Source organism: Streptomyces sp. TRM68416 (genome assembly GCF_014596915.1).
GTDB lineage: Bacteria > Actinomycetota > Actinomycetes > Streptomycetales > Streptomycetaceae > Streptomyces.
The window spans coordinates 75,458-97,552 of sequence record NZ_JACVWU010000005.1 but is presented as its reverse complement, the minus strand read 5'-3'; the positions used below and the strand labels follow the sequence as shown (position 1 = coordinate 97,552).

At 70.2% G+C, this 22,095-nt stretch carries 25 protein-coding genes and 4 tRNA genes; 7 read left to right on the top strand and 22 right to left on the bottom strand.

The window, feature by feature from the left end:
* Positions 1-84: 84 nt before the first annotated feature.
* From ICC28_RS10230 to ICC28_RS10200, 7 genes are all read right to left on the bottom strand, one after another.
* Complete coding sequence (locus ICC28_RS10230; RefSeq protein ID WP_188288161.1) at positions 85-939, bottom strand: DUF1396 domain-containing protein; 855 nt, start codon at positions 937-939, stop codon at positions 85-87.
* A gap of 97 nt (positions 940-1,036) precedes the next feature.
* On the bottom strand, positions 1,037-1,882 hold the full coding sequence (locus tag ICC28_RS10225) for a hypothetical protein (RefSeq protein WP_188288160.1): 846 nt from the start codon (positions 1,880-1,882) through the stop codon (positions 1,037-1,039).
* Positions 1,883-2,014: 132 nt separating this feature from the next.
* The gene (rplA, locus tag ICC28_RS10220) at positions 2,015-2,740 is read right to left on the bottom strand and encodes a 50S ribosomal protein L1 (protein ID WP_188288159.1); all 726 of its coding nucleotides are present in this window, start codon (positions 2,738-2,740) and stop codon (positions 2,015-2,017) included.
* Positions 2,741-2,815: 75 nt separating this feature from the next.
* Entirely contained in the window at positions 2,816-3,250 is a 435-nt protein-coding gene (gene rplK, locus ICC28_RS10215; RefSeq protein ID WP_186281124.1) for a 50S ribosomal protein L11, read from the bottom strand.
* Between the two features lie 167 nt (positions 3,251-3,417).
* Entirely contained in the window at positions 3,418-4,245 is an 828-nt protein-coding gene (nusG, locus tag ICC28_RS10210) for a transcription termination/antitermination protein NusG (RefSeq protein WP_188288158.1), read from the bottom strand.
* An 81-nt stretch (positions 4,246-4,326) separates the two neighbouring features.
* The gene (gene secE, locus ICC28_RS10205) at positions 4,327-4,611 is read right to left on the bottom strand and encodes a preprotein translocase subunit SecE (RefSeq protein WP_188288157.1); all 285 of its coding nucleotides are present in this window, start codon (positions 4,609-4,611) and stop codon (positions 4,327-4,329) included.
* A 108-nt stretch (positions 4,612-4,719) separates the two neighbouring features.
* Positions 4,720-4,792: transfer RNA gene (locus ICC28_RS10200), tRNA-Trp, on the bottom strand.
* Positions 4,793-5,040: 248 nt separating this feature from the next.
* Here ICC28_RS10200 and ICC28_RS10195 point away from each other — a divergent pair.
* Both ICC28_RS10195 and ICC28_RS10190 read left to right on the top strand, forming a co-directional pair.
* Entirely contained in the window at positions 5,041-6,267 is a 1,227-nt protein-coding gene (locus ICC28_RS10195; RefSeq protein WP_188288156.1) for a pyridoxal phosphate-dependent aminotransferase, read from the top strand.
* A 134-nt stretch (positions 6,268-6,401) separates the two neighbouring features.
* A complete protein-coding gene (locus tag ICC28_RS10190) occupies positions 6,402-7,433 on the top strand; it encodes an adenosine deaminase (RefSeq protein ID WP_188288155.1) in 1,032 nt (343 codons plus the stop codon).
* Positions 7,434-7,450: 17 nt separating this feature from the next.
* Here ICC28_RS10190 and ICC28_RS10185 read toward each other — a convergent pair whose 3' ends face one another.
* From ICC28_RS10185 to ICC28_RS10145, 9 genes are all read right to left on the bottom strand, one after another.
* Positions 7,451-8,575 (bottom strand): UDP-N-acetylmuramate dehydrogenase, encoded by a 1,125-nt coding sequence (locus ICC28_RS10185; protein ID WP_188288417.1) that lies wholly within the window; start codon positions 8,573-8,575, stop codon positions 7,451-7,453.
* Positions 8,572-8,952 (bottom strand): DUF3291 domain-containing protein, encoded by a 381-nt coding sequence (locus ICC28_RS10180; RefSeq protein WP_188288154.1) that lies wholly within the window; start codon positions 8,950-8,952, stop codon positions 8,572-8,574. The genes ICC28_RS10185 and ICC28_RS10180 overlap by 4 nt, the downstream gene beginning before the upstream one ends.
* Before the next feature lie 14 nt (positions 8,953-8,966).
* Positions 8,967-10,406: an MFS transporter gene (locus ICC28_RS10175; RefSeq protein ID WP_188288153.1), complete on the bottom strand. Its 1,440-nt coding sequence runs from the start codon at positions 10,404-10,406 to the stop codon at positions 8,967-8,969.
* A gap of 107 nt (positions 10,407-10,513) precedes the next feature.
* Positions 10,514-11,083 (bottom strand): TetR/AcrR family transcriptional regulator, encoded by a 570-nt coding sequence (locus ICC28_RS10170; RefSeq protein WP_188288152.1) that lies wholly within the window; start codon positions 11,081-11,083, stop codon positions 10,514-10,516.
* A 154-nt stretch (positions 11,084-11,237) separates the two neighbouring features.
* Positions 11,238-11,666, bottom strand: coding sequence for a MaoC family dehydratase (locus ICC28_RS10165; protein ID WP_188288151.1), 429 nt, complete (start codon positions 11,664-11,666; stop codon positions 11,238-11,240).
* An 8-nt stretch (positions 11,667-11,674) separates the two neighbouring features.
* Positions 11,675-12,127 carry a MaoC family dehydratase N-terminal domain-containing protein gene (locus ICC28_RS10160; protein ID WP_188288150.1) on the bottom strand — a complete coding sequence of 151 codons (453 nt, stop codon included), beginning with the start codon at positions 12,125-12,127 and terminating at the stop codon, positions 11,675-11,677.
* A 132-nt stretch (positions 12,128-12,259) separates the two neighbouring features.
* Positions 12,260-12,424 carry a 50S ribosomal protein L33 gene (rpmG, locus tag ICC28_RS10155; RefSeq protein ID WP_003948671.1) on the bottom strand — a complete coding sequence of 55 codons (165 nt, stop codon included), beginning with the start codon at positions 12,422-12,424 and terminating at the stop codon, positions 12,260-12,262.
* Between the two features lie 90 nt (positions 12,425-12,514).
* A tRNA-Met gene (locus ICC28_RS10150) sits at positions 12,515-12,587 on the bottom strand.
* A gap of 46 nt (positions 12,588-12,633) precedes the next feature.
* Positions 12,634-12,706, bottom strand: a tRNA-Thr gene (locus ICC28_RS10145).
* A gap of 248 nt (positions 12,707-12,954) precedes the next feature.
* On the opposite strand from ICC28_RS10145, the gene ICC28_RS10140 reads away from it, so the two are divergent.
* On the top strand, positions 12,955-14,241 hold the full coding sequence (locus ICC28_RS10140; RefSeq protein WP_188288149.1) for an amidohydrolase family protein: 1,287 nt from the start codon (positions 12,955-12,957) through the stop codon (positions 14,239-14,241).
* A 350-nt stretch (positions 14,242-14,591) separates the two neighbouring features.
* Positions 14,592-15,248 (top strand): SDR family oxidoreductase, encoded by a 657-nt coding sequence (locus ICC28_RS10135; protein ID WP_188288148.1) that lies wholly within the window; start codon positions 14,592-14,594, stop codon positions 15,246-15,248.
* A gap of 310 nt (positions 15,249-15,558) precedes the next feature.
* Here the strand turns inward: ICC28_RS10135 and ICC28_RS10130 are convergent, their stop codons facing one another.
* The 3 genes from ICC28_RS10130 to ICC28_RS10120 all read right to left on the bottom strand — a co-directional run bounded on the left by ICC28_RS10130 (position 15,559) and on the right by ICC28_RS10120 (position 17,377).
* A complete protein-coding gene (locus ICC28_RS10130) occupies positions 15,559-15,771 on the bottom strand; it encodes a hypothetical protein (RefSeq protein WP_188288147.1) in 213 nt (70 codons plus the stop codon).
* A 57-nt stretch (positions 15,772-15,828) separates the two neighbouring features.
* Positions 15,829-16,683, bottom strand: coding sequence for an alpha/beta hydrolase (locus tag ICC28_RS10125; RefSeq protein ID WP_188288146.1), 855 nt, complete (start codon positions 16,681-16,683; stop codon positions 15,829-15,831).
* A gap of 130 nt (positions 16,684-16,813) precedes the next feature.
* Positions 16,814-17,377: a TetR/AcrR family transcriptional regulator gene (locus ICC28_RS10120; protein WP_188288145.1), complete on the bottom strand. Its 564-nt coding sequence runs from the start codon at positions 17,375-17,377 to the stop codon at positions 16,814-16,816.
* Between the two features lie 141 nt (positions 17,378-17,518).
* On the opposite strand from ICC28_RS10120, the gene ICC28_RS10115 reads away from it, so the two are divergent.
* The gene (locus tag ICC28_RS10115) at positions 17,519-18,556 is read left to right on the top strand and encodes an aldo/keto reductase (protein WP_188288144.1); all 1,038 of its coding nucleotides are present in this window, start codon (positions 17,519-17,521) and stop codon (positions 18,554-18,556) included.
* A 131-nt stretch (positions 18,557-18,687) separates the two neighbouring features.
* Here ICC28_RS10115 and ICC28_RS10110 read toward each other — a convergent pair.
* Positions 18,688-18,769 (bottom strand) — tRNA-Tyr (locus ICC28_RS10110).
* A gap of 225 nt (positions 18,770-18,994) precedes the next feature.
* On the opposite strand from ICC28_RS10110, the gene ICC28_RS10105 reads away from it, so the two are divergent.
* Positions 18,995-19,483 (top strand): YajQ family cyclic di-GMP-binding protein, encoded by a 489-nt coding sequence (locus ICC28_RS10105; protein WP_039656297.1) that lies wholly within the window; start codon positions 18,995-18,997, stop codon positions 19,481-19,483.
* Positions 19,484-19,609: 126 nt separating this feature from the next.
* Here the strand turns inward: ICC28_RS10105 and ICC28_RS10100 are convergent, their stop codons facing one another.
* A complete protein-coding gene (locus ICC28_RS10100; protein WP_188288143.1) occupies positions 19,610-19,876 on the bottom strand; it encodes a GlsB/YeaQ/YmgE family stress response membrane protein in 267 nt (88 codons plus the stop codon).
* A 207-nt stretch (positions 19,877-20,083) separates the two neighbouring features.
* Between ICC28_RS10100 and ICC28_RS10095 the strand changes: the two genes are divergently transcribed.
* Complete coding sequence (locus ICC28_RS10095; RefSeq protein WP_188288142.1) at positions 20,084-21,334, top strand: APC family permease; 1,251 nt, start codon at positions 20,084-20,086, stop codon at positions 21,332-21,334.
* Positions 21,335-21,476: 142 nt separating this feature from the next.
* On the opposite strand, the gene ICC28_RS10090 is transcribed toward ICC28_RS10095, so the two are convergent.
* Entirely contained in the window at positions 21,477-22,070 is a 594-nt protein-coding gene (locus ICC28_RS10090; RefSeq protein WP_188288141.1) for an SMI1/KNR4 family protein, read from the bottom strand.
* Between the last annotated feature and the right edge of the window lie 25 nt (positions 22,071-22,095).

Genomic DNA, 22,095 nt, shown 5'->3' with positions numbered 1-22,095 from the left:
CGCACGGCAACGACCAGCGGTCTTTGGCTTCTGGAAGAGAGTACGGGACCGGATCGCCGTCAAGCAAATCCGGTCGTACGGTGCTCAGCTCTCGCCGGGTTCCTGCATCATCTCGGCGAGGTCGACGGTGTCCTTCGCGGGCGGGGCCTCGACCGTCACCGGCTGGTTGAGGTCGAGGAAGGTGATGGTCATGTCGAGCGGGCCCTTGTCGGCGTCGCCCTTCATCCGGAACTGCTTGGTGTGGTCGTCGCCGTCGATCCACATGTCCATCGTGAGCTTGTCGATGCCCATGGCCTCGTACCGCTCGACGCTCTTCTCGCGCTTCTCGCGGGTGGCCTTGTCCTCGTCCTTGAAGGAGTCGCGCAGGGCGTCGAGGGTGAGGGTGCCCCGGTAGTGGGTGGTCTCGACGCCGTCGACCTCCTCCGTACCGACCTTCTTCACGTCGTCGGCGCCGGTGAGGAACGTGGACTCGGCCGCCGGGTTCTGCTCGGCCTGGCCGGCTCCGGGGCTCCCGCCGAGGGCCTCGTCGCCCAGCACGGACAGGTCGAACTTCATCCAGCTCTTGCCGTCCATCTCCTTGGCCATCTCGGCGTTCCCTCCGAGGTACATGGCCTTGTCGACGAACCGGATCTCCATGGAGCCGTCGGCCCGGTCGGGCGCCGTCATCTTCATGCTCATGGCGACCTCGGGCTTCAGCCGCATGGCGGCCTCGCCCTTGATCCGCCCCTGCTCCGGGATCTCACCCGTCATGCGGTACCGCAGGGACGTGATGTCGTCCGAGTTCTTCGCCGCCTTGGCGACCGCCGCGGCGGGCGTCATCTTGGGCGACTCCCCGGACTCCCCCTTGGAACAGCTCACCGCACCGGCGGCGAGGGCCACGGCCGCGAGCCCGGCGCCGATCGTCCGGCGGCGCGTGGAACGTCGTACAACAAACCCCATTGCTTCCCCCCAAGGAACATATGGTCGATTTACATGCGAGCCGTGAGCCTAACCGACGGGCCGGAAGCGGTCGTCCGAATTCCGGCCCGCTGTCGGCTCAGGAGGCGGTGCCGCCCTGTCTGCGCAGCAGGTCCTTGAAGTCCTCGGTGTCCCGCGCGGGCGGCTTGCGGACCGACACCCGCACGCCGTAGTCGCTGTAGTGGGCGGTCTGGGTCAGCTCCCCGGTCGCCATGGTGCCCCGCTCGACCTTCTTCACCAGCAGGTTCCGGTCGTCGACCCAGATGTCGACGCTCTGCTCGATGACACCGGCCTGCTGGAGCCGGTCTCTCAGGGCCGCGTCGGTGACGTCGCCGACGGGGACCGTGCCGGAGTAGTGCGTGGTGGGCCGGCCGTCCACGGTCTCCTCGCCGACCTCGCGCACGTCCTTGGAGTGCAGCAGCAGCTTCACCGACTGGCTGGGGGTGCTGCCGCGCATCTGCTCGGCGAAGGTCGCGCCCCGGCCGTCGCCGAGGTCGGCGAGATCGTCGTAGTCGTATCTGATCCAGTGCTTGCCGCCCGCCCGTGCGGCGAACGTGTCGCCCATGCGCGCGTAGTAGGCGTCGGGCAGATAGCGGGCCTGCATGGAGGTGACGCCGAGGCGGCGCATGGCCTCGGCCGTGGTGCCGCCGGTGTAGGTGATGGTCAGGCTGCCGACGAGGTCGTCCCGCCAGCCGAGGACGCCGTCGGCCTCGATGGACAGTTCGGCGCCCATGACCGTGGTGGACTCCACGCCGACCGAGTGGGCCGCGGCGGTGGCGCGCTCCGCCACGCGCAGGGCCGCGAGCGGCGGCCGGGCGCTCCCGCGCTCCTCCCGCTTCTCCTCCGCCGAGCCGGTGCAGGCGGTCAGGACGGCCGTCGCCACCAGCACGAGGCCGGCCCTACGGCGCCTTGCCGTGCCGTTCATCCGCCGCACCCCCGTCCATGTCCCGTGCCCGCACGCTAACCCAGGGCACTGACATCCGTCCGGAAAAGAGGAACGGGCCCCGCACCTGGGAAGGTGCGGGGCCCGTAGCCGACTTCAGTGAGCCCTGTCAGCTCAGACCGCCGCCGGGTCCTCCTCGACGAGGAGGTTGCGGGTGCGGTTGGGGTCGACCGGAATGCCGGGGCCGATCGTGGTGCTGATCGCGGCCTTCTTGATGTAGCGACCCTTGGCGGCGGACGGCTTCAGACGGAGGATCTCCTCCAGGGCCGCGCCGTAGTTCTCCACCAGCTTGCTGTCGTCGAACGACACCTTGCCGATGATGAAGTGCAGGTTCGAGTGCTTGTCGACGCGGAACTCGATCTTGCCGCCCTTGATGTCGTTGACAGCCTTGGCGACGTCCGGGGTCACGGTGCCGGTCTTGGGGTTCGGCATGAGACCACGGGGACCGAGCACGCGGCCGAGGCGGCCGACCTTGCCCATGAGGTCCGGGGTGGCGACGACGGCGTCGAAGTCCAGACGGCCCTTCGACACCTCGTCGATGAGCTCGTCGGCGCCGACGATGTCGGCGCCCGCGGCACGAGCGGCCTCGGCACGGTCACCGGTCGCGAAGACCAGGACCCGGGCGGTCTTACCGGTGCCGTGCGGGAGGTTCACGGTGCCACGGACCATCTGGTCGGCCTTGCGCGGGTCGACACCCAGACGGAAGGCGACCTCGACGGTGCCGTCGAACTTGGTCGTGGAGGTCTCCTTGGCGAGACGGACGGCCTCGAGCGGGGCGTACAGCTTTTCCCGGTCGACCTTGGCGTCCGCAGCGCGGAGAGACTTGCTGCGCTTGCTCACTACTGCTCCTGGGGTTCTGTAGGAGTCGTGGTCCGGGCCGAGCAGGCCCTGCCACTACTGCTGGGGGGTTGGGGTTCAGCCCTCGACCGTGATGCCCATGGAACGGGCGGTGCCGGCGATGATCTTCGCGGCGGCGTCCAGGTCGTTGGCGTTGAGGTCGGGCATCTTGGTGGTGGCGATCTCGCGGACCTGCGCCTCGGTGATCTTGGCGACCTTGGTCTTGTGCGGCTCGCCGGAGCCCTTCTCCACGCCCGCGGCCTTGAGGATCATCTTGGCGGCCGGCGGAGTCTTGGTCACGAAGGTGAAGGAACGGTCCTCGTAGACCGTGATCTCCACCGGGATGACCCAACCGCGCTGCGACTCGGTCGCGGCGTTGTAGGCCTTGCAGAACTCCATGATGTTGACGCCGTGCTGACCCAGCGCGGGGCCGACCGGCGGGGCCGGGTTGGCGGCACCGGCCTGGATCTGGAGCTTGATGAGCCCCGTGACCTTCTTCTTCTTGGGAGGCATAGCTCTCCGGGTCCTTTCGATTCGGGTCCTGCCCGCATACGGGGACCACCCGGACGCAGGCATACCGCACAACGATAGCGGGTATAGGTGTGCGGCCAAAAACCGAGCAGGTCAGGCGGACGCTCGCACGTTGCCTGACCTGCGCGGAAGCATTTGCTCCAGAAGGACTAGTTCTTCTGGATCTGGTCGAAGCTCAGCTCGACCGGCGTCTCACGCCCGAAGATCTCCACCAGACCCTTGACCTTCTTGGAGTCGGCGTTGATCTCGTTGATCGTGGCCTGGAGGGTGGCGAAGGGACCGTCGGTGACGGTGACCGAGTCGCCGACCTCGAAGTCCAGCACCTGGACCTCGACCTTGCGCTGCGGCGCCGGCTTGCCCTCGGCCTCGGCGGCCTCGCGGGCGGCCTTCTCCTCGGCCTCCGGGGCGAGCATCTTGACGATCTCGTCCAGGGTCAGCGGGTACGGGTCGTAGGCGTTGCCCACGAAGCCGGTGACGCCGGGGGTGTTGCGGACGACACCCCAGGACTCGTTCGTGAGGTCCATGCGCACCAGGACGTAGCCGGGGAGCTTGTTCTGGCGGATGGTCTTGCGGTCGCCGTTCTTGATCTGGACGACCTCTTCCTGCGGCACCTCGGCCTGGAAGATGTAGTCCTCGACGTTCAGCGAGACGGCGCGCTGCTCCAGGTTGGTCTTCACGCGGTTCTCGTAGCCGGCGTACGTGTGGATGACGTACCACTCGCCGGGCAGGGTCCGCAGTTCCTCGCGCAGGGCGGCGATGGGGTCCACCGGCTCGGCCGGCTCCTCCTCCGCCTCCTCGGCGTCCCCGGCCGCGTCCTCGTCCTCGACGTGCAGGGCGGCTTCCTCGGCGGGCTCACCGGCCTCTTCCTCGGCAGCCTCGACCTCGTCCAGGTCCTCGTCCGCGCCCTCGACGATGTCGAGCTCGTCTTCGACAGTCTCGTCGGGCTCGATGGCGTCGTTCAGGTTCTGGTCAGACACGGTGGCTGCTTCTTCCTGGATACATAGGGGTGGAACATGCGAAAAGGGGCGCCGGTAACCGCGGCGCCCTTCGCTCTTGGCTCAGCCGAAAACGTACTTGGCGGCGTGGTCGAGCCCATAGTCAATCACGGTCACCAGACCGATCATGATGACGACGAAGATGATCACTACGGTCGTGTACGTCGTCAGCTGGTTGCGCGTGGGCCAGACGACCTTGCGCAGTTCGGCGACGATCTGGCGATAGAAGAGGGCAAGGCGCTTCAGCGGGCCCTTCTTGGCACGCTTACCGCCCTTGCGGGTCTTCTTCGAATCCGCCGCCTCGTTTTCGGCATCAGGCATGTCGATGGAGCCCACGGCGTCCGTCACTCGTCCTCACCTGATTCCGGGTCGTGGCCGTGCCGCGCCCGGTCTGAGCCGCACGGCGGTGCATTCCTGTACGTACATGCGCACACATCCTGGCGAAGGTGTGTGTAGCAGGGCCGGAGGGACTTGAACCCCCAACCGCTGGTTTTGGAGACCAGTGCTCTACCAATTGAGCTACGACCCTTTGTATGTCCACCAACGTACCGCATCCGGACGGGTGCTCGGTGTGCACCGTAGGAGTGCGGCCGTTGAAGGCCAACGAGGTGAGAGTGTACGTGGTCCGCGGCGCCCCGTCGAACAGAAAGTGCCCGTAGGGACGTTGGATCCGGAAGATCGCCCAGCGTGGCGGGGGAATCCGGACGGTTGTTCAGCCCCGGTTCGGTCTGTGAAACCCGCGTGCCGGGCGGATTTCCGGTCTGAAACGATGGGCTCATGAGCGCTGCAACCCCTCCCACCGAGCGCCGGGTCTCCGCCCGAGTCGGCGCGATCTCCGAGTCCGCCACCCTCGCCGTGGACGCCAAGGCCAAGGCCCTCAAGGCCGCCGGGCGTCCGGTGATCGGCTTCGGCGCCGGCGAGCCCGACTTCCCGACCCCGGACTACATCGTGCAGGCGGCCGTCGAGGCCTGCTCGAACCCGAAGTACCACCGCTACACGCCGGCCGGCGGCCTGCCCGAGCTCAAGGCCGCGATCGCCGCGAAGACGCTGCGCGACTCCGGCTACGAGGTCGACGCGTCGCAGGTCCTGGTGACCAACGGCGGCAAGCAGGCCATCTACGAGGCGTTCGCCGCGATCCTCGACCCGGGTGACGAGGTCATCGTCCCGGCCCCGTACTGGACGACGTACCCGGAGTCGATCCGGCTGGCCGGCGGTGTCCCGGTGGAGGTCGTCGCGGACGAGACGACCGGCTACCGCGTCTCCGTGGAGCAGCTGGAGGCGGCCCGCACGGAGAAGACGAAGGTCGTCCTGTTCGTGTCGCCGTCGAACCCGACCGGCGCCGTCTACAGCGAGGCCGAGACCGAGGCGATCGGCCGCTGGGCGGTCGAGCACGGTCTGTGGGTGCTGACGGACGAGATCTACGAGCACCTGGTCTACGGCGACGCGACCTCGGTGTCGCTGCCCGCGATCCTGCCGGAGCTGCGCGACAAGTGCATCGTGGTCAACGGCGTCGCCAAGACGTACGCGATGACGGGCTGGCGGGTCGGCTGGATCATCGGCCCGAAGGACGTGGTCAAGGCCGCGACCAACCTCCAGTCGCACGCCACGTCGAACGTGTCCAACGTGGCCCAGGTGGCGGCGCTGGCCGCGGTGTCGGGCAACCTCGACGCCGTGGCGACGATGCGCGAGGCCTTCGACCGCCGGCGCAAGACCATCGTGCGGATGCTCAACGAGATCGACGGCGTGGTCTGCCCGGAGCCCGAGGGCGCGTTCTACGCGTACCCGTCGGTGAAGGGCCTGCTCGGCAAGGAGATCCGCGGCAAGCGTCCGCAGGACAGCGTCGAGCTGGCCGCGCTGATCCTGGAGGAGGCCGAGGTCGCGGTCGTACCCGGTGAGGCCTTCGGCACGCCCGGCTATCTGCGGCTGTCGTACGCGCTCGGCGACGAGGACCTCGTCGAGGGCGTCTCGCGCATCCAGAAGCTGCTGGCGGAGGCGCGGGACTGACGTCCCCGTTCAGGGGCACTCACCGGTATCGGTGGGTGCCCCTGTTTCTTTGTGCGGGTGTTTCTTTGTGCGAGCAAGACCACGAACGGGGAAAGCGCTACCGGGACGGCAGGGGCGTACGGCAGGATCCTGGGATGGAGCGTGTACGTGATGTCTCTGAGCTGCCGAAGGCCCATCTGCACCTGCACTTCACCGGGTCGATGCGGCCCGGCACCGTCCTGGAACTGGCCGACAAGTACGGCGTGCGCCTGCCCGAGGCGCTCACCGAGGCCCTGACGAGCGGGGAGCCGCCGCGGCTGCGGGCGACGGACGAGCGGGGCTGGTTCCGCTTCCAGCGGCTGTACGACGCGGCCCGCTCGTGTCTCAGGGAGCCGGAGGACATCCAGCGGCTGGTGCGGGAGGCGGCGGAGGAGGATCTGAGGGACGGCTCCGGGTGGCTGGAGATCCAGGTGGATCCGACGTCCTACGCTCCCCGGCTGGGCGGTCTGATCCCCGCCCTGGAGGTCATCCTGGACGCGGTGGAGACGACCTCGCGGGAGACCGGGCTGGGGATGCGGGTGCTGGTCGCCGCGAACCGTATGAGGCACCCTCTGGACGCGCGCACGCTGGCCCGGCTGGCGGTGCGGTACGCGGACCGGGGTGTGATCGGCTTCGGCCTCTCCAACGACGAGCGGCGGGGCATGGCCCGGGACTTCGACCGGGCGTTCCACATCGCGCGGGAGGGCGGTCTGCTCTCCGCTCCGCACGGCGGCGAGCTGGCCGGCCCGGCCTCGGTCCGGGACTGCCTGGACGACCTGCACGCAGGCCGGATCGGGCACGGTGTGCGGGCGGCGGAGGACCCGTGGCTGCTGCGGCGGCTGGCCGACCGGCAGGTGACGTGCGAGGTCTGCCCGGCGTCCAACGTGGCCCTGGGGGTCTACGAGAAGCCCGAGGACGTCCCCTTGCGGACGCTGTTCGAGGCGGGCGTCCCGATGGCCCTGGGCGCCGACGACCCCCTCCTCTTCGGCTCCCGCCTGGCCGCCCAGTACGAGATCGCCCGCCGGCACCACGCCTTCACCGACCAGGAGCTGGCGGAGCTGGCCCGCCAGTCGGTACGGGCGTCGGCGGCGCCGGAGGAGGAGAAGGCGAAGCTGCTGGCGGGTGTGGACGCCTGGCTGGCGGGCTGAGGGGGAGCCGGAAGGCCTTACAGGCTGACGCCGACCGTCACCGGCTCGTTGACGAGGGTGATCCCGAACGCGTCGTGGACGCCGGCGACGACTTCGCGGGCCAGGGCGAGCAGGTCCTCGGTGGTCGCCCCGCCGCGGTTGGTGAGGGCGAGGGTGTGCTTGGTGGAGATGCGGGCCGGGCCGGTGCCGTAGCCCTTGGTGAAGCCCGCCTTGTCGATCAGCCAGGCGGCGGAGGTCTTGGTGTGCCCCTCCCCCGCCGGGTAGGCGGGGGGTTCCACGCCGTCGCCGAGCCGCTCGCGCACGCGCGCGCGGAAGGCGGCGAACTGCGGCTCGGTGAGGATCGGGTTGGTGAAGAACGACCCGGCCGACCAGGTGTCGTGGTCCTCGGGGTCGAGGACCATGCCCTTGCCCGCGCGCAGCTTCAGCACGGTCTCGCGGGCGGCGGCCAGCGGCACGCGGTCGCCGGGTTCGACGCCGAGGGCGCGGGCCGTCTCGGCGTACTTGACCGGCCCGGACAGCCCGTCGGCGTCCTCCAGCTCGAAGCGGACGCGCAGGACGACGTACCGCTCGGGGTGGGCCTTGAAGCGGCTGTGGCGGTAGGTGAACGCGCATTCGTCGTTCGTGAGCGTGACGGTCTGGCCGGAGTGCCGGTCGTAGGCGATGACCTCGGTGATCGTCGAGGAGACCTCCTGGCCGTACGCCCCGACGTTCTGGATCGGGGTCGCGCCGGCCGAGCCGGGGATGCCGGCCAGGCACTCGATGCCGGCGAGTCCGGCCTCGACGGTGCGGGCGACGGCGTCGGTCCACACCTCGCCGGCGGCCAGTTCCAGCCGGGTGCCGACGAGTTCGAAGCCCTTGGTGGCGACGACGAGCGCGGTTCCGGCGAAGCCCTTGTCGCCGATGACCAGGTTGGAGCCGCCGCCGATGAGCAGCAGGGGCGTGCCGGCGGCGTCGGCCTCGCGGACGGCGGCGATCACCTCGGCGTCGGTGGTGGCGGTGACCAGCCGGGTGGCCGGGCCGCCCAGCCGGAAGGTGGTCAGCGGGGCGAGGGGGGCGTCGTGGAGTTCCTGCACGGGCTCAAGGGTACGAGAACGGCCCCGCCGTTCCGGGCGGGGCCGTGTCCGTACGTCGTCCGGGCTCAGCTCAGGCGGCGGGTGGCCTCGGCCCAGTCGAGCGGGAGTTCCTCGCTCTTCGCCGTCCAGGTGACGAACTTCGCGTCCTTCATCTGCGGGGCGAGGCCCCGGGCGGTCGGGGCGTGGGGGCCGGAGCGGGCGAACGCGCGGAGCGCCTGCGGCGACTCCCAGGCGGACAGGGTCCAGAAGGTCCGCCGCAGGGGCTGCGCCTTGAGGGTGGCCCCGTAGGCGCCGGGCGCCCGGCTGACCTGCCGCCACACTCCGGGCGTGCGGAGGAAGAACTTCAGGGCGCCCCACAGGGTGCGGGTCTCGAAGCGCGAGGCGAAGACGTGCACCTCGACACCGGCCGGCGGGGTGTTCGGAACGGTCCAGGGAAGCGTGGGCATGATCTGTGTCCTCCTCAGTGGCCTGCGGTTTCCAGCACGCGCGCGTGGGGTGCCGGTTGTTCGGTGCCGCTCTCGGGTTTCCGCCGGCCCGGGATGCACAGGGCCGCGACTCCGGCGAGGGCGACCAGCGCGGCGCCGGTCATCAGGGCGGGGCGCAGTCCGTCGACGAAGGTCTGGCCGGTCTCGTAGCCGCCCTGGGCCGCGAAGATCGACGACATGATCGCGATGCCGAGTGCGCCGCCGATCTCGCGCAGGGCGTTGTTGGCGCCGGAGGCGATGCCCTGCTCGGCGGCCCGGACGCTGGACATCACCACAGCGGAGGCCGGGGCGAAGAACAGGGCCATGCCGATGCCGCTGATGACCAGTCCGGGCAGCTGGATGCCGTAGGAGGCGTCCGTGGTGAGGACGTAGGCCAGGTAGCCAAGGCCCGCGGCCTGGAGAAAGAGGCCGGTGGCCACGACCGGGCGGCCGCCGATCCGGTCGGCGAGCATGCCGGCGATCGGCGCGACCAGCATGGGCATGCCGGTCCAGGGAAGCATCCGCAGGCCCGCCTCGGTGGGCGAGTAGCCGAGCACGCCCTGCATGTACTGGCTGAGCAGGAAGATCGAGCCGAACATGCCGAGGAACATCAGCATGCTGGCGGCGTTGATCCCGGAGAAGGCGCGGGAGCGGAAGAGCCGCATGGGCAGCATGGGGTTCTTGGCGCGCGTGCCGTAGAGGACGAATCCGGCCAAAAGCGCGGCCCCGGCGAGCAGGCCGGTCAGGACGAGGGGCGCGGTCCAGCCGTCGGCGGGCCCGCGGACCAGGCCGTAGACGATGCCGAAGAGGCCGCCGCTGGCGAGCAGGGTGCCGGGGACGTCGAGCGGGGCGCCGGTGCCGTAGGACTCGGCCAGGCGCAGACGGGCGAGCGGGAGCAGGACCAGGCCGAGCGGAACGTTCAGCCAGAAGATCCACTGCCAGGAGATGTGCTCGGTGAGGCTGCCGCCGATGAGCGGCCCGGAGGCCACGGCGAGCCCCGTCACGGCGCCCCAGATGCCGTAGACCAAGCCACGCTTGGCGGCGGGCACGGCCGCCGTCAGGAGGGTCAGCGTCAGCGGCATCATGATCGCCGCGCCGACGCCCTGGACCGCGCGGGCGGCGATCAGGGCGTCGATGCCGGGCGCCAGGGCTGCCGCGGCGGACGCGCCGGTGAAGATCGTGATCCCGACGAGGAAGAGCCGCCGACGCCCGAAGCGGTCGCCGAGCGCCGCGCCGAACATCAGCAGGACGGCGAAGGTGAGCGTGTACGCGCTCACCGTCCATTCCAGGTCGTGCAGCGCCCCGCCCAGGTCATCGCGGATGGAGGGCAGTGCGGTGGTGACGACGAGGTTGTCGAGGGCCGCCATGAACCCGGCGACACTGGTGATGACGAGGGCCCACACGGCCCTTCCACGTGCTGCGGTCTGCTGTGACATCTCTCCCCCAGAGGGTGCTCACGAGCTGTGGTTAGTTATTGATGACTAACTTCAACGATCATGAAAAGGCGCCGGAAACGCCTCTCCTCGACTCGCCTCGTCTCGACTTAGTGTTCGAGCCGCCCCTTGGTGCGGGCGGACGGGTAGAGCCCTTCCCGCACCCGGTGCTCGGGCGGAAATCCCATGGCGACCAGACAGTTGACGAGCATCCCGTACGCCATGAACGTCGTCGTCTCGTTGACGTCGGCACCCAGCGGCAGATGAACGGTGTCCCACAACCGCATCCAGCCTTCGCGCACCGCCGCCCCGAACTCACTGTCCCCCTCCGCCTCGGCGGCCCCCACGGCGACGTACATCTGCATCTGCAGGAGCATCATCTCGGGACGCTCCGCGATGACCTTGGTGTACGCGTTCGCCATGGCATGCAGGGCCTCTTCGCCCCGCAGCCCCTCGGAGGCCTCCTCGAACGTGCGGATGGTGTCCTCGACGCACCGCGTCGCCGCCGCCAGGAAGATCGCCTTCTTGCCCGGGAAGAGCCGGAAGAGATACGGCTGCGAGACGCCGACCCGCTTGGCGATCGCCTCCGTCGACGTGCCGTGATAGCCACCGCGGGCGAACTCGCTCATCGCCGCGCGAATGACGCTCTCACGTCGCTCCTCTGCACTCATCCTGACCATGCAGCGTAAGTTAGTACTCAATCACTAACTAAGTCAAGCGCGCCCGTCATACGGAACCCCCACCCCCACCCACCCGTTGGGGCCGGTAGGGGTCCTCAACGCGGTAAGGGGCGCCCCACCATGGAGAACGCCCCTTACACACCCGACACAGTCATCAGGCCAGCCGGACAACCGCCCGTGACATCCCCAGCACCTTCTGCCCGGCGCTGGTCGCCGTGAGGTCCACGCGGACGGTGTTGTCGTCGAGCTTGGCCGCGACCTTGCCGCTGACCTCGATCGTGGCGCCCTGGTCGCCGTTCGGGACGACGACGGGCTTGGTGAAGCGGACGCCGTACTCGACGACCGCGCCCGGGTCCCCGGTCCAGTCGGTGACCACGCGGATCGCCTCGGCCATGGTGAACATGCCGTGCGCGATGACGTCCGGCAGGCCGACCTCCTTGGCGAACTTCTCGTTCCAGTGGATCGGGTTGAAGTCGCCGGAGGCACCCGCGTACTGCACGAGCGTGGCGCGGGTCACCGGGAAGGTCTGGGCGGGCAGCTCGGTGCCGACCTCGACGTCGGCGTACGAAATCTTCGCCGTCATGGGATTGCTCACGCCTCCTCGGCCGCGCGGGCGACCAGCTTCGTCCAGGCGGTCACGACGTGCTCCCCCGCCTCGTCGTGGACCTCGCCGCGGATGTCCAGGATGTCGTTGCCGGCCATGGACTTGATCGCCTCGATGGTCGAGGTGACGGTCAGCCGGTCACCGGCCCTGACGGGGCGGGTGTAGGCGAACTTCTGGTCGCCGTGCACGACCCGGCTGTAGTCGAGGCCGAGCTGCGGGTCGGCGATGACCTGCCCCGCGGCCTTGAAGGTGATCGCGAAGACGAAGGTCGGCGGGGCGACCACATCGGGGTGGCCGAGAGCCTTGGCGGCCTCCGGGTCCGTGTACGCCGGGTTGGCGTCCCCCACCGCCTCCGCGAACTCACGGATCTTCTCCCGGCCGACCTCGTAGGGATCGGTGGGCGGATAGGTCCGCCCGACGAAGGACTGGTCGAGCGCCATGGGCTCGGCACCTCCTGATAGCTCAGCGGGGTTCGACGATGGCCGGCCCGAGGGTTACCACCCGGTTCCGGCCGACGGAACGACGCGAGGCCGCCCCCTGTTATGGGGACGGCCTCGTCGTACGAGCCTGATTTATCGCGTCTCGCGGTGCGCGGTGTGCGCGTTGCAACGCGGGCAGTGCTTCTTCATCTCAAGACGGTCCGGGTTGTTGCGCCGGTTCTTCTTGGTGATGTAGTTCCGCTCCTTGCACTCCACGCAGGCCAGCGTGATCTTCGGGCGGACGTCGGTGGCAGCCACAGGAGTGCTCCTTGACGAACGGATAGGACTGATTTAACGCAAAGAAGAGTAGCCGATCGAAGGACCGACCCCACAATCGGCTACTGTCAGTAGCGGTGACCGGACTTGAACCGGTGACACAGCGATTATGAGCCGCTTGCTCTACCGACTGAGCTACACCGCTGTGATGCGATCGGGCCCCGCCTTGCGGCGGGAACCTCTCACACCAGAGCCCCAAAACGGAATCGAACCGTTGACCTTCTCCTTACCATGGAGACGCTCTGCCGACTGAGCTATTGGGGCGAGCGATGAAGACATTACACGGTCCGCCGCCGTTCACCCAAATCCGTTTCGCGACCCCCGCCGCGCCCTGATCCGGCGGGCGTCCCAGGCGCCTCGGCAGCCTCCTCCGCTGGTCGCCCGCACGGCGGACCACACCGGTACGACTATTGCGCTCCTCCCGGCCGCGGGCGGATCACCGCCCTAGGCTCGACTCACTCTGCGTGATCTTGTCCCCCCGCGCAGCCCGAGCACCGAGCACCTGGAGCGCGATGCCCGACAGCCAGCCCCAGCCGCCCCATTCGTCCTCTTCGTCGTCCTCGTCGTCGTCCTCGTCGTCGTCCTCGGGGGCATCCGATCCGGCCGCTCTGCTGCTGTGCGGGGCGCGGCTCACCGACGGCCGGACCGTGGACGTCCGGCTGGGCGGCGGGCGCGTCGAGGCGGTGGGCACCGCCGGGAGCCTGGCGGCGGGCGGCACGCGCGCGTGCGGGGCGCGCGTGGACCTCAGCGGCTTCCTGCTCCTGCCGGCCCCGGCCGAGCCGCACGCCCACGGCGACACCGCGCTGTCCGCCGACGCGGAGGGCCCCGTCTCCTACGACCCCCAGGACGTCCAGCGCCGGGCGACCGAGGCCGCTCTGCTCCAGCTCGGGCACGGGGCGACCGCGCTACGGGCACACGTGCGCGTGGGCGACGTCCAGGGACTCGGCGCGCTGGCCGCCGTACTCCAGGCACGCCGTTCGCTGCGCGGGCTCACGGAGTTGACGGCGGTGGCGATGCCCCGGCTGCTGACCGGCGCGGCCGGGGCGGACGGGCTGGCGATGCTGCGGGACGCGGTGAAGATGGGCGCGTCCGTGGTGGGCGGCTGTCCGGATCTGGACCCCGATCCGACGGGGTACGTGGAGGCGGTCCTGGAGCTGGCCTCCGAACACGGCTGCCCGGTCGACCTGCACACGGACGCCGCGGACCCGGCCCGCCTGTCCCGCCTGGCGGCGATGGCCGGCGGGCTGCGGCCCGGGGTGACCCTGGGCCCGTGCGCCGGCCTCGCGCGCCTGCCCTCCGACGTGGCGGGCCGCACCGCGGACCAGCTCGCGGCGGCCGGGGTGACGGTGGTCTGCCTGCCGCAGGGCGGCTGCGGGGGCGTGGAGAAGCGCGGCACGGCGCCCGTACGGCTGCTGCGCGCGGCCGGCGTACGGGTGGCCGCGGGCAGCGGCGCCCTGCGGGACGTATCCAACCCGGTGGGCCGCGGCGATCCCCTGGAAGCGGCGTACCTGCTCGCGTCCCGCTACGGACTGCGCCCCGAGGACGCCTACGACACGGTCAGTTCGGCCGCGCGGACGGCGCTGGGCCTCCCCGAGGTCCGCGTCGAGGCAGGCTTCCCCGCCGACCTCCTCGCGGTGCGCGGGGACCGGCTGGCGGGGGCGCTGTCACTGGCGTACAGCCGGATCGTGATCCATCGGGGGCGGGTGGTGGCACGGACGAGCGCGGTGCGGGAGTACTGCAACTCGGCAGCCGCGGCGGAGTTGGGGCTGCCTCGGCAGGGGCGGGGGGAGGTGTCCTGAAGTTGAGGGGGGTGTTGGGGGTGGGGGGTGGGGAGTGGGGAGTGGCGTGTGACGGAGAGTTGGTGCGGGCGTGAGGGCGGGGGCGTGCGCGGCGACTGCTGTAGTCGGGGGGCGTGCGGGGGGCGTGCGCGACGGCTGCTGTAGTCGGGTGCGTGCGGGGGCCTGTGCGGCTGCTGACTGACCCGCGTGAGCTCGGGGCCGTGCGCGGCTCCTGCCGACCTGGCGTGGCCCTGTACGTCATGGGCGCACGCGCGGGCCGAAGTCCGCGCGCTTCCGGGCCCAGGGCCATGCCCTTGCGCAGCCCTCCGCTCGTGGGGCGGATGCCCCTGCGCGGGCGTACGGTCGAAGGCATGCGCATTGTCATCGCTGGTGGTCATGGTCAGATCGCGCTGCGGCTGGAGCGACTGCTCGCCGCGCGCGGGAACGAGGTAGCGGGCATCATCCGCCACCCCGAGCAGGGCGACGACCTGCGGGAGGCGGGTGCCGAACCGGTCCTGCTGGACCTGGAGTCGGCGTCGGTCGAGGAGGTCGCGGCGCGTCTGCAGGGTGCGGACGCGGTGGTCTTCGCGGCGGGCGCGGGCCCGGGCAGCGGGGCGGCCCGCAAGGAGACGGTGGACAGGGACGCGGCGATCCTCTTCGCGGACGCGGCGGTCCGGGCGGGCGTACGCCGGTACGTGGTCGTCTCGTCGATGGGCGCGGACCCGAAGCACGAGGGCCGTGAGGTCTTCGACGTCTATCTGCGCGCGAAGGGCGAGGCGGACGCGTATGTGCGCAAGCTGGACGCCCTGGACTGGACGATCCTGCGCCCCGGCATGCTCACGAACGACGCCGGCACCGGCCTGGTCCGCCTGGAGGCGCACACGGGCCGCGGCCCGGTGCCGCGCGACGACGTGGCGGCCGTACTGGCCGAACTGGTCGACACATCCGCCACGGCCGGACTGACGCTGGAACTGGTCAGCGGGTCGGCGCCGGTCGCGGTGGCGGTGAAGTCGGTGGCGGGGAACTGAGGGTGACGGCGTAGGGGCGGTGCGCGCCGCACCGGAGGAGCTGCTGCGGACGAGCGGCGGTAGGGGCGGGGCGCACCGAGCGCGGAAGTTCGCGGCCGGGCGTCCCTCGTAAGTGCCGGGCGTCCCTCGTAAGTGCCGGGCGTCCCGCGTAAGCGCCGGAGGGTCAGCGTAAGCCCGGAGGGTCAGCGTGAGCCTGGAGGGCCCGCGGCTCGACGGGCGGCCGATGGTCCGGGGGCGCGGGCGCACACGCCTGCCGCTTCGACGCGGCCGGGGTGAGTCGGCGGGCCGCCCTCCGCTCGTCCGACCGGGGTCAGAACAGCGGTATCTGGCCGGGGAATTCCGGCACCACGTAGCCGTCCAAGGACGGTTGGGGCGTGCCGATCTGGGCGGGCCGGCGGGATCCGGGGCACGAGACGAGTTCCCCGTTGGCCCGCGCGCCGGGCGGATCGTGCCGTGCGAACCGCCCGGCGACCACGGCGATCTCGCGACGGCACTCGGGGCAGCTTCTGCGACGACTGGACATGAGGTCAGTGTGCCTCGGGCGGGGCGGAGTTGCGGGAGGGGCGCCACCTGGCCGCACTCAGCCGCCGTCCGAACGCCACATCCAGCGGAGGGCGTCGGGGAGCAGGACGCCGCCGTGGTTGGGGCTGTGACCGCCGTCGCCCAGGACGAGGCGGAAGTCGTAGCCGGCTTCCGCGAGCGCGGCCGCGACGCGCAGGTTGCTGGCGAGCCAGTTGCCCTCGGGCTCGTTCCAGCGCAGGTCGCGGTGGCCCGCCTGGAGGAAGATGCGCAGTGGCTTGCCGGGGACGCGGGGAATGAGGTCGGGGTAGGGGTTGCCGCCGGGCATTTGCGTGAAGCTGGACAGGAACGCGATGACCCGGCGGAACTTGTCGGGGCGAAGCCATGCCGCGGTGAACGCGCAGTTGCCGCCGCTGCTGCCACCGCAGATACCCCAGCGCTCGGGGTCCTCGGTGACCGAGTAGCGCTTGGTGACCTCGGGGATGATCTCGTTCAGGAGAAATCTGGCATATCGGTCGTCGAACGCGTCGTACTCGATGTTGCGGTTCTTCGGATCCTCGGCGTCGGGGCGGACGCCGGGGTCGACGAACACGCCGATGGTGACGGGGATGTCACCCCGGTGCACGAGGTTGTCCAGGACGGTCGCGCCGCGAACCTCACCTGCGGGGTCCAGGTACCACCATCCGTCCTGGAACACCATGAGTGACGCCGGGTCGGCAGGGTCGTAGCCCGCCGGCACGTGGACCCAGAACTTCCGGGACGTGCCGGGATATACGCCACTGTCGTTGTCGTTCCAGTCGAACTCGATCGTCTCTCCCGGAGCCACACCTGGCTGTGCGACAGAGTCGGGGCCGTGGGCGTAGCGAACGTCCGACTGGTCGATCGGCAGCGGCTGGTGGGGCACCTCGATCGTCACGCGGGCCAACCTAGGAGAGAACACGGCTTGCCTCAAAGGGATTTGGGGCCTGCCGTGATCCGCACCGAGCGGTTCCGGATCGAGCGGTTCCGGGCTGAGCGGTTCCGGACTGAGCAGTTCCGGGCCGCTGTCAGGCCGTGCGCAAGCCATCCAGCGCGACCCGCAGGATCTGCTGTACGTAGTCGGGGTCGCCGCCGATCCCGGCAATGGCGATGATCATGTCGCAGATCTGCTCAAGGGTGAGGTCGTCGCGGACCTCGTGGGCCTCCTGGGCGGCGACGAGGAGGGGGCGGCCGGCGGCCAGGACCCGGGCGCGGTTCTCGCTGAAGAAGGGGCTGTCGCCACCGGAGTCCGCGAGCAGTTCGGTGGCGATGTCGTGCTTGCTCGCGAAGTAGGCGTGGAAGCGGTGCAGCCAGGCCATGAGCGACTCCCCCGGCGTGTCGCCCGCGACGGCCTCCGCGGCCGCGCAGAGTGCGTCGACCTCGTCCTCGTAGAGCGCTTCCAGGAGTTCTCGGCGGCTGGGGAAGTTGCGGTAGAGGGTCGCCATGCCGACTCCGGCGCGGCGGGAGATCTCGGCCATGGAGGCGGGGGCGCCGGGTTCGGCGAAGGCGGCGCGGGCGGCGGCGAGGATCTTGCCGCGGTTGCGTTCGGCGTCCGCGCGCCTCGCCGGGGAGGGCTTCTCGTCCGAGGTCATCTCAGCTCCCCAAGATTTAAGTGGATAGGCTATCCGGTTCTCCGGTACGGTCAGCGGACAGGCTATCCGTTTATGCGCGGAGCCCGGTCCCACCCACCATGCCGCGACGCGTTCGCGGCGACTTGAGGAGCAGGAGCCTCCATGGACTACCGACCCCTTGGACGTACAGGCGTCTCCGTCAGCCCGCTGTGCCTGGGCGCGATGATGTTCGGCGCGTTCGGGAACACCGACCACGACGACTCCGTCAAGATCATCCAGCGCGCCCTCGACGCCGGGATCAACTTCATCGACACCGCGGACTTCTACTCCGGCGGCGAGTCGGAGCAGATCGTGGGCAAGGCGCTCGGCGGCGGGCGGCGCGAGAACGTCGTACTCGCCACGAAGGTCGGCCTCCCCTTCGGCGAGGACCCCAACGAGCGCGGGACGTCCCGCCGTTGGATCACCAAGGCGGTCGAAGGCTCGCTGCGCCGGCTGGGGACCGACTGGATCGACCTCTATCAGGTCCACCGCCTCGACCCGACCGTGGACCTCGACGAGACCCTGGCCGTCCTGTCCGACCTGGTCCACGCGGGCAAGATCCGCATGTTCGGCGCGTCGACGGTGGCCGGCTCCGAGATCGTCGAGGCCCAGTGGACCGCCGAACGCCGCGGCCGCGAACGGTTCCGCACCGAGCAGCCCCCGTACTCCCTCCTGAACCGTGCCGCCGAGTACGACGTCCTGCCCACCTGCCTGCGTTACGGAATGGGCGTTCTCACCTACAGCCCCCTCGCCGGCGGCTGGCTCACCGGCCGCTATCGCAAGGGGCGGCAGATCACCGGTCCGGGCTCGGTGGTCCGGCAGACCCGCTTCTCCGCGGTCTACGACGCCACCGCCCCGGCGAACGCCGCGAAGCTGGACGCCGCCGACGCCCTCGGGGCGCTCGCCGACGAAGCCGGACTCACCCTCGTCCAGCTGGCCCTGGCCTTCGCCACCCGCCACCCCGCGGTCACCTCCGCGATCGTCGGCCCGCGCACCATGGATCACCTGGAGTCCTACCTGACGGCCGACGGCATCGAACTCCCCACCGACGTCCTCGACCGCATCGACGAGATCGTGCCGCCCGGACACACCATCAACGTCACCGACAACATGTGGCACACGAGCACCACCGCACTGCACGCGGCGTCCCGCCGACGGTAGGCGGAGGCGGGGGGAGCGTCAGGGGCGGAAGAGGCCGGGGGGAAGAGGCAGGAATGTCCCGGCCGCCCACGGATACGAAGAGACCCCCTCCAATCTGCGTTTCCGCAGTTTGGAAGGGGTCTACCTTCATGTGGCGGCGCCAGGATTCGAACCTGGGAAGGCTGAGCCGGCAGATTTACAGTCTGCTCCCTTTGGCCGCTCGGGCACACCGCCGGGTTTTGCTGCGCTTCGAACCGCCTTTCGGCTGCGCTCTCCGGCAACGACGTAAACAATACCCGATGCGGAGGGGTGCTTCGCCACCCGATTGATCTCCGCCCGAAGGACCGGGGATGGCTAGGCTTACCCGGATGCGGCCCGGGACCTACGCCGGGCTCGGCGCTCACCCCCGCGTACGCCGATTCGCAGCCCACACGCACCCGATACAAGGAGCCACAGGACATGGCCGACTCCAGTTTCGACATCGTCTCGAAGGTCGAGCGGCAGGAGGTCGACAACGCCCTCAACCAGGCCGCCAAGGAGATCTCGCAGCGCTACGACTTCAAGGGCGTGGGCGCCTCGATCTCGTGGTCCGGAGACAAGATCCTGATGGAGGCGAACTCCGAGGACCGGGTGAAGGCTGTCCTCGACGTCTTCCAGTCCAAGCTGATCAAGCGCGGGATCTCCCTGAAGGCGCTCGACGCGGGCGAGCCCCAGCTCTCGGGCAAGGAGTACAAGATCTTCGCGTCCATCGAGGAGGGCATCTCCCAGGAGAACGCCAAGAAGGTGGCGAAGATCATCCGTGACGAGGGCCCGAAGGGCGTCAAGGCCCAGGTGCAGGGCGACGAGCTGCGGGTCAGCTCCAAGAGCCGTGACGACCTGCAGACCGTCATCGCCCTGCTGAAGGGCAAGGACTTCGACTTCGCGCTGCAGTTCGTGAACTACCGCTGAGCCCTCGCCGCGCGGCACCGCACGGTACGGCACGGCACGGCACGGCACGGCACGGCACGAGGAAGGGTGGGCACCTGGCGGGTGCCCACCCTTCTCGCCTGCTGGCTGCGGTTCAGGGAAATGTGCTCAGTTGCGCGAGTGGCCGAACAGAATGCGGTAGGCCACCAGAAGGACCAGCGAGCCGCCGATCGCGGCCGCCCAGGTGGCGCCGTCGTAGAAGTCCTTGCTGATGGGGTGGTCCAGCCAGCGGGCCGATATCCAGCCGCCGAGGAACGCGCCCGTGATGCCGATGGCGGTCGTGCCGATGAAGCCGCCCGGGTCGCGGCCCGGCAGCAGGAACTTGGCGATGGCTCCGGCCAACAGCCCCAGGATGATCCAGCTGATGATGCCCATGCCGTGAACCTGCCCTTCCGAACACGCTGTACTCGTGCGCCTCGTACACCTCATGCGCCTCGTACGACGCTCGATGCGCGCCTCCGCTGTGCGGCTGCCGCTCGTTCTGGCCCGTGACTTGCGTGCGCTGCTCGCGTTCGCTGTCTGTTGGTGACGAAGACGTCGCCGCTGCACTTCCCGGTTGCAGCGATCAGTAGGGTGCGGCCCATGACACATTCCGGTCCTGAGCTGCGGCGCACCCTCGGCGTCGGCGACGCCGTTGTCATCGGGCTCGGCTCGATGGTCGGGGCCGGTATCTTCGCCGCGCTGGCGCCCGCGGCACACGCGGCCGGCACCGGGCTGTTGCTCGGGCTGGCTCTCGCCGCCGTGGTGGCCTACTGCAACGCCACCTCGTCGGCACGGCTGGCCGCGCTGTACCCGGCCTCCGGCGGCACATACGTGTACGGGCGGGAGCGGCTCGGGGAGTTCTGGGGATATCTCGCGGGCTGGGCGTTCGTGGTCGGGAAGACGGCCTCCTGTGCGGCGATGGCGCTCACCGTGGGCGCGTACGTCTGGCCGGATCAGGCGCACATGGTGGCGGTCGCGGCCGTGGTGGCGCTGACCGCGGTGAACTACGGCGGCGTCCAGAAGTCCGCCTGGCTGACGCGGGCGATCGTGGCGGTGGTGCTGGCGGTCCTCGCTTCCGTGGTCGTCGTGTGCCTGGGATCCGGGAAGGCCGACGCCGGGCGGCTGGACATCGGGACCTCCGGGGGCTTCGGAGGGGTGCTGCAGGCGGCCGGCCTGCTGTTCTTCGCGTTCGCGGGGTACGCGCGCATCGCGACCCTCGGTGAGGAGGTGCGGGATCCGGCGCGCACCATCCCCCGCGCCATCCCGCTGGCCCTGGGAATCGCGCTGGCGGTGTACGTGTGTGTCGCGGTGGCCGTCCTTTCCGTGCTGGGTGCAGACGCTCTCGGGGAGGCGGACGCACCGCTGGCCGACGCCGTGCGTGCGGCCGGTGTGTCCGAGCTGGCCCCGGTGGTGCGGGTCGGTGCCGCCGTGGCCGCGTTGGGCTCGCTGCTCGCCCTGATCCTGGGCGTCTCGCGCACGACGCTCGCCATGGCCAGGGACCGTCACCTGCCCGGCGCCCTGGCGGCCGTGCACCCGCGTTTCCAGGTGCCGCACCGCGCGGAGCTCGCCGTAGGCGCGGTGGTCGCGGTCCTGGCGGCCACGGTGGACGTCCGGAGCGCGATCGGGTTCTCCTCCTTCGGTGTGCTGGCGTACTACGCCGTGGCCAACGCCTCTGCGTGGACGCTCGATTCGACTCCGGCGGCGCGCGTGGTACCTGCCGTGGGACTCCTCGGGTGCGTGGTGCTGGCGTTCGCGCTGCCGGCGGTCTCGGTGGTTGTGGGCGCGAGTGTGTTGGTGGTCGGGGTTGTCGCGTACGGCGTGCGGCGGTGGGTACGGGCCGGTCATCGGTAGCGGTGTGACGGCGAGTGAGGGCCGGTCGTCTGTAGCGGTGCGGTGGCGGGTGCGGGTGTGGGTCGGGCGGTAGCGGTAAGGCGGTGGCGTTCGCGTACCGGCGCAGCTCAGTATCAGTAGCGAAACGGCAGGCGCGGCCCGGTCAGGCCGTCGTCTCCACGGCATCCGGTGAGGTTCCGGCCGGCGTTGTCGTGCGTATGCGGAAGGCGGGCCACGGGGGCAGGTCCACCCCCTCGTTCGTCTCCTCGTACCAGCCCGTGCCGTCGAGCCAGGTGCGCAGCCAGGTCTCCAGGCTGGGGGCGTCCGTGTACCAGGCGTGGTCGCTGTCGTCGGCGTTCGGTTCGAAGAGCAGGACGGGAGCCCCGGGGGCGCGGCAGTCCACGCAGGCGTACATCGCGCAGCCCCAGTGGGATATCGGCAGGACTCCCTCGGGCCAGGGCCAGTCGGGGTCCTTGCGGCCGCTCTCGCGGTTGGCGAGGTACTGCACGACGGCGGCGGGCTCGCCGGAGGGAGGGCTGTCGAGGAGGGGCAACAGGCCGTACTCCGGGCCGAATCCGCCGTCCCCTATCCGCAGGTAGAGCTCGGTGAGCAGCGGAGGCAGGGGGAAGCCGAGGGCGGCCTCGGCCCGGGCCGGGACGGTCGCGTCCACCGGATCGGGGAGGGAAGTCCAGCCCCAGGGGCGGGTGTTGCGTGCCTTGACCGCCACCTGTGTCAGCAACTGCTCGTTCTCGGTCATGCGTTCATGATGCAACCCGGCACTG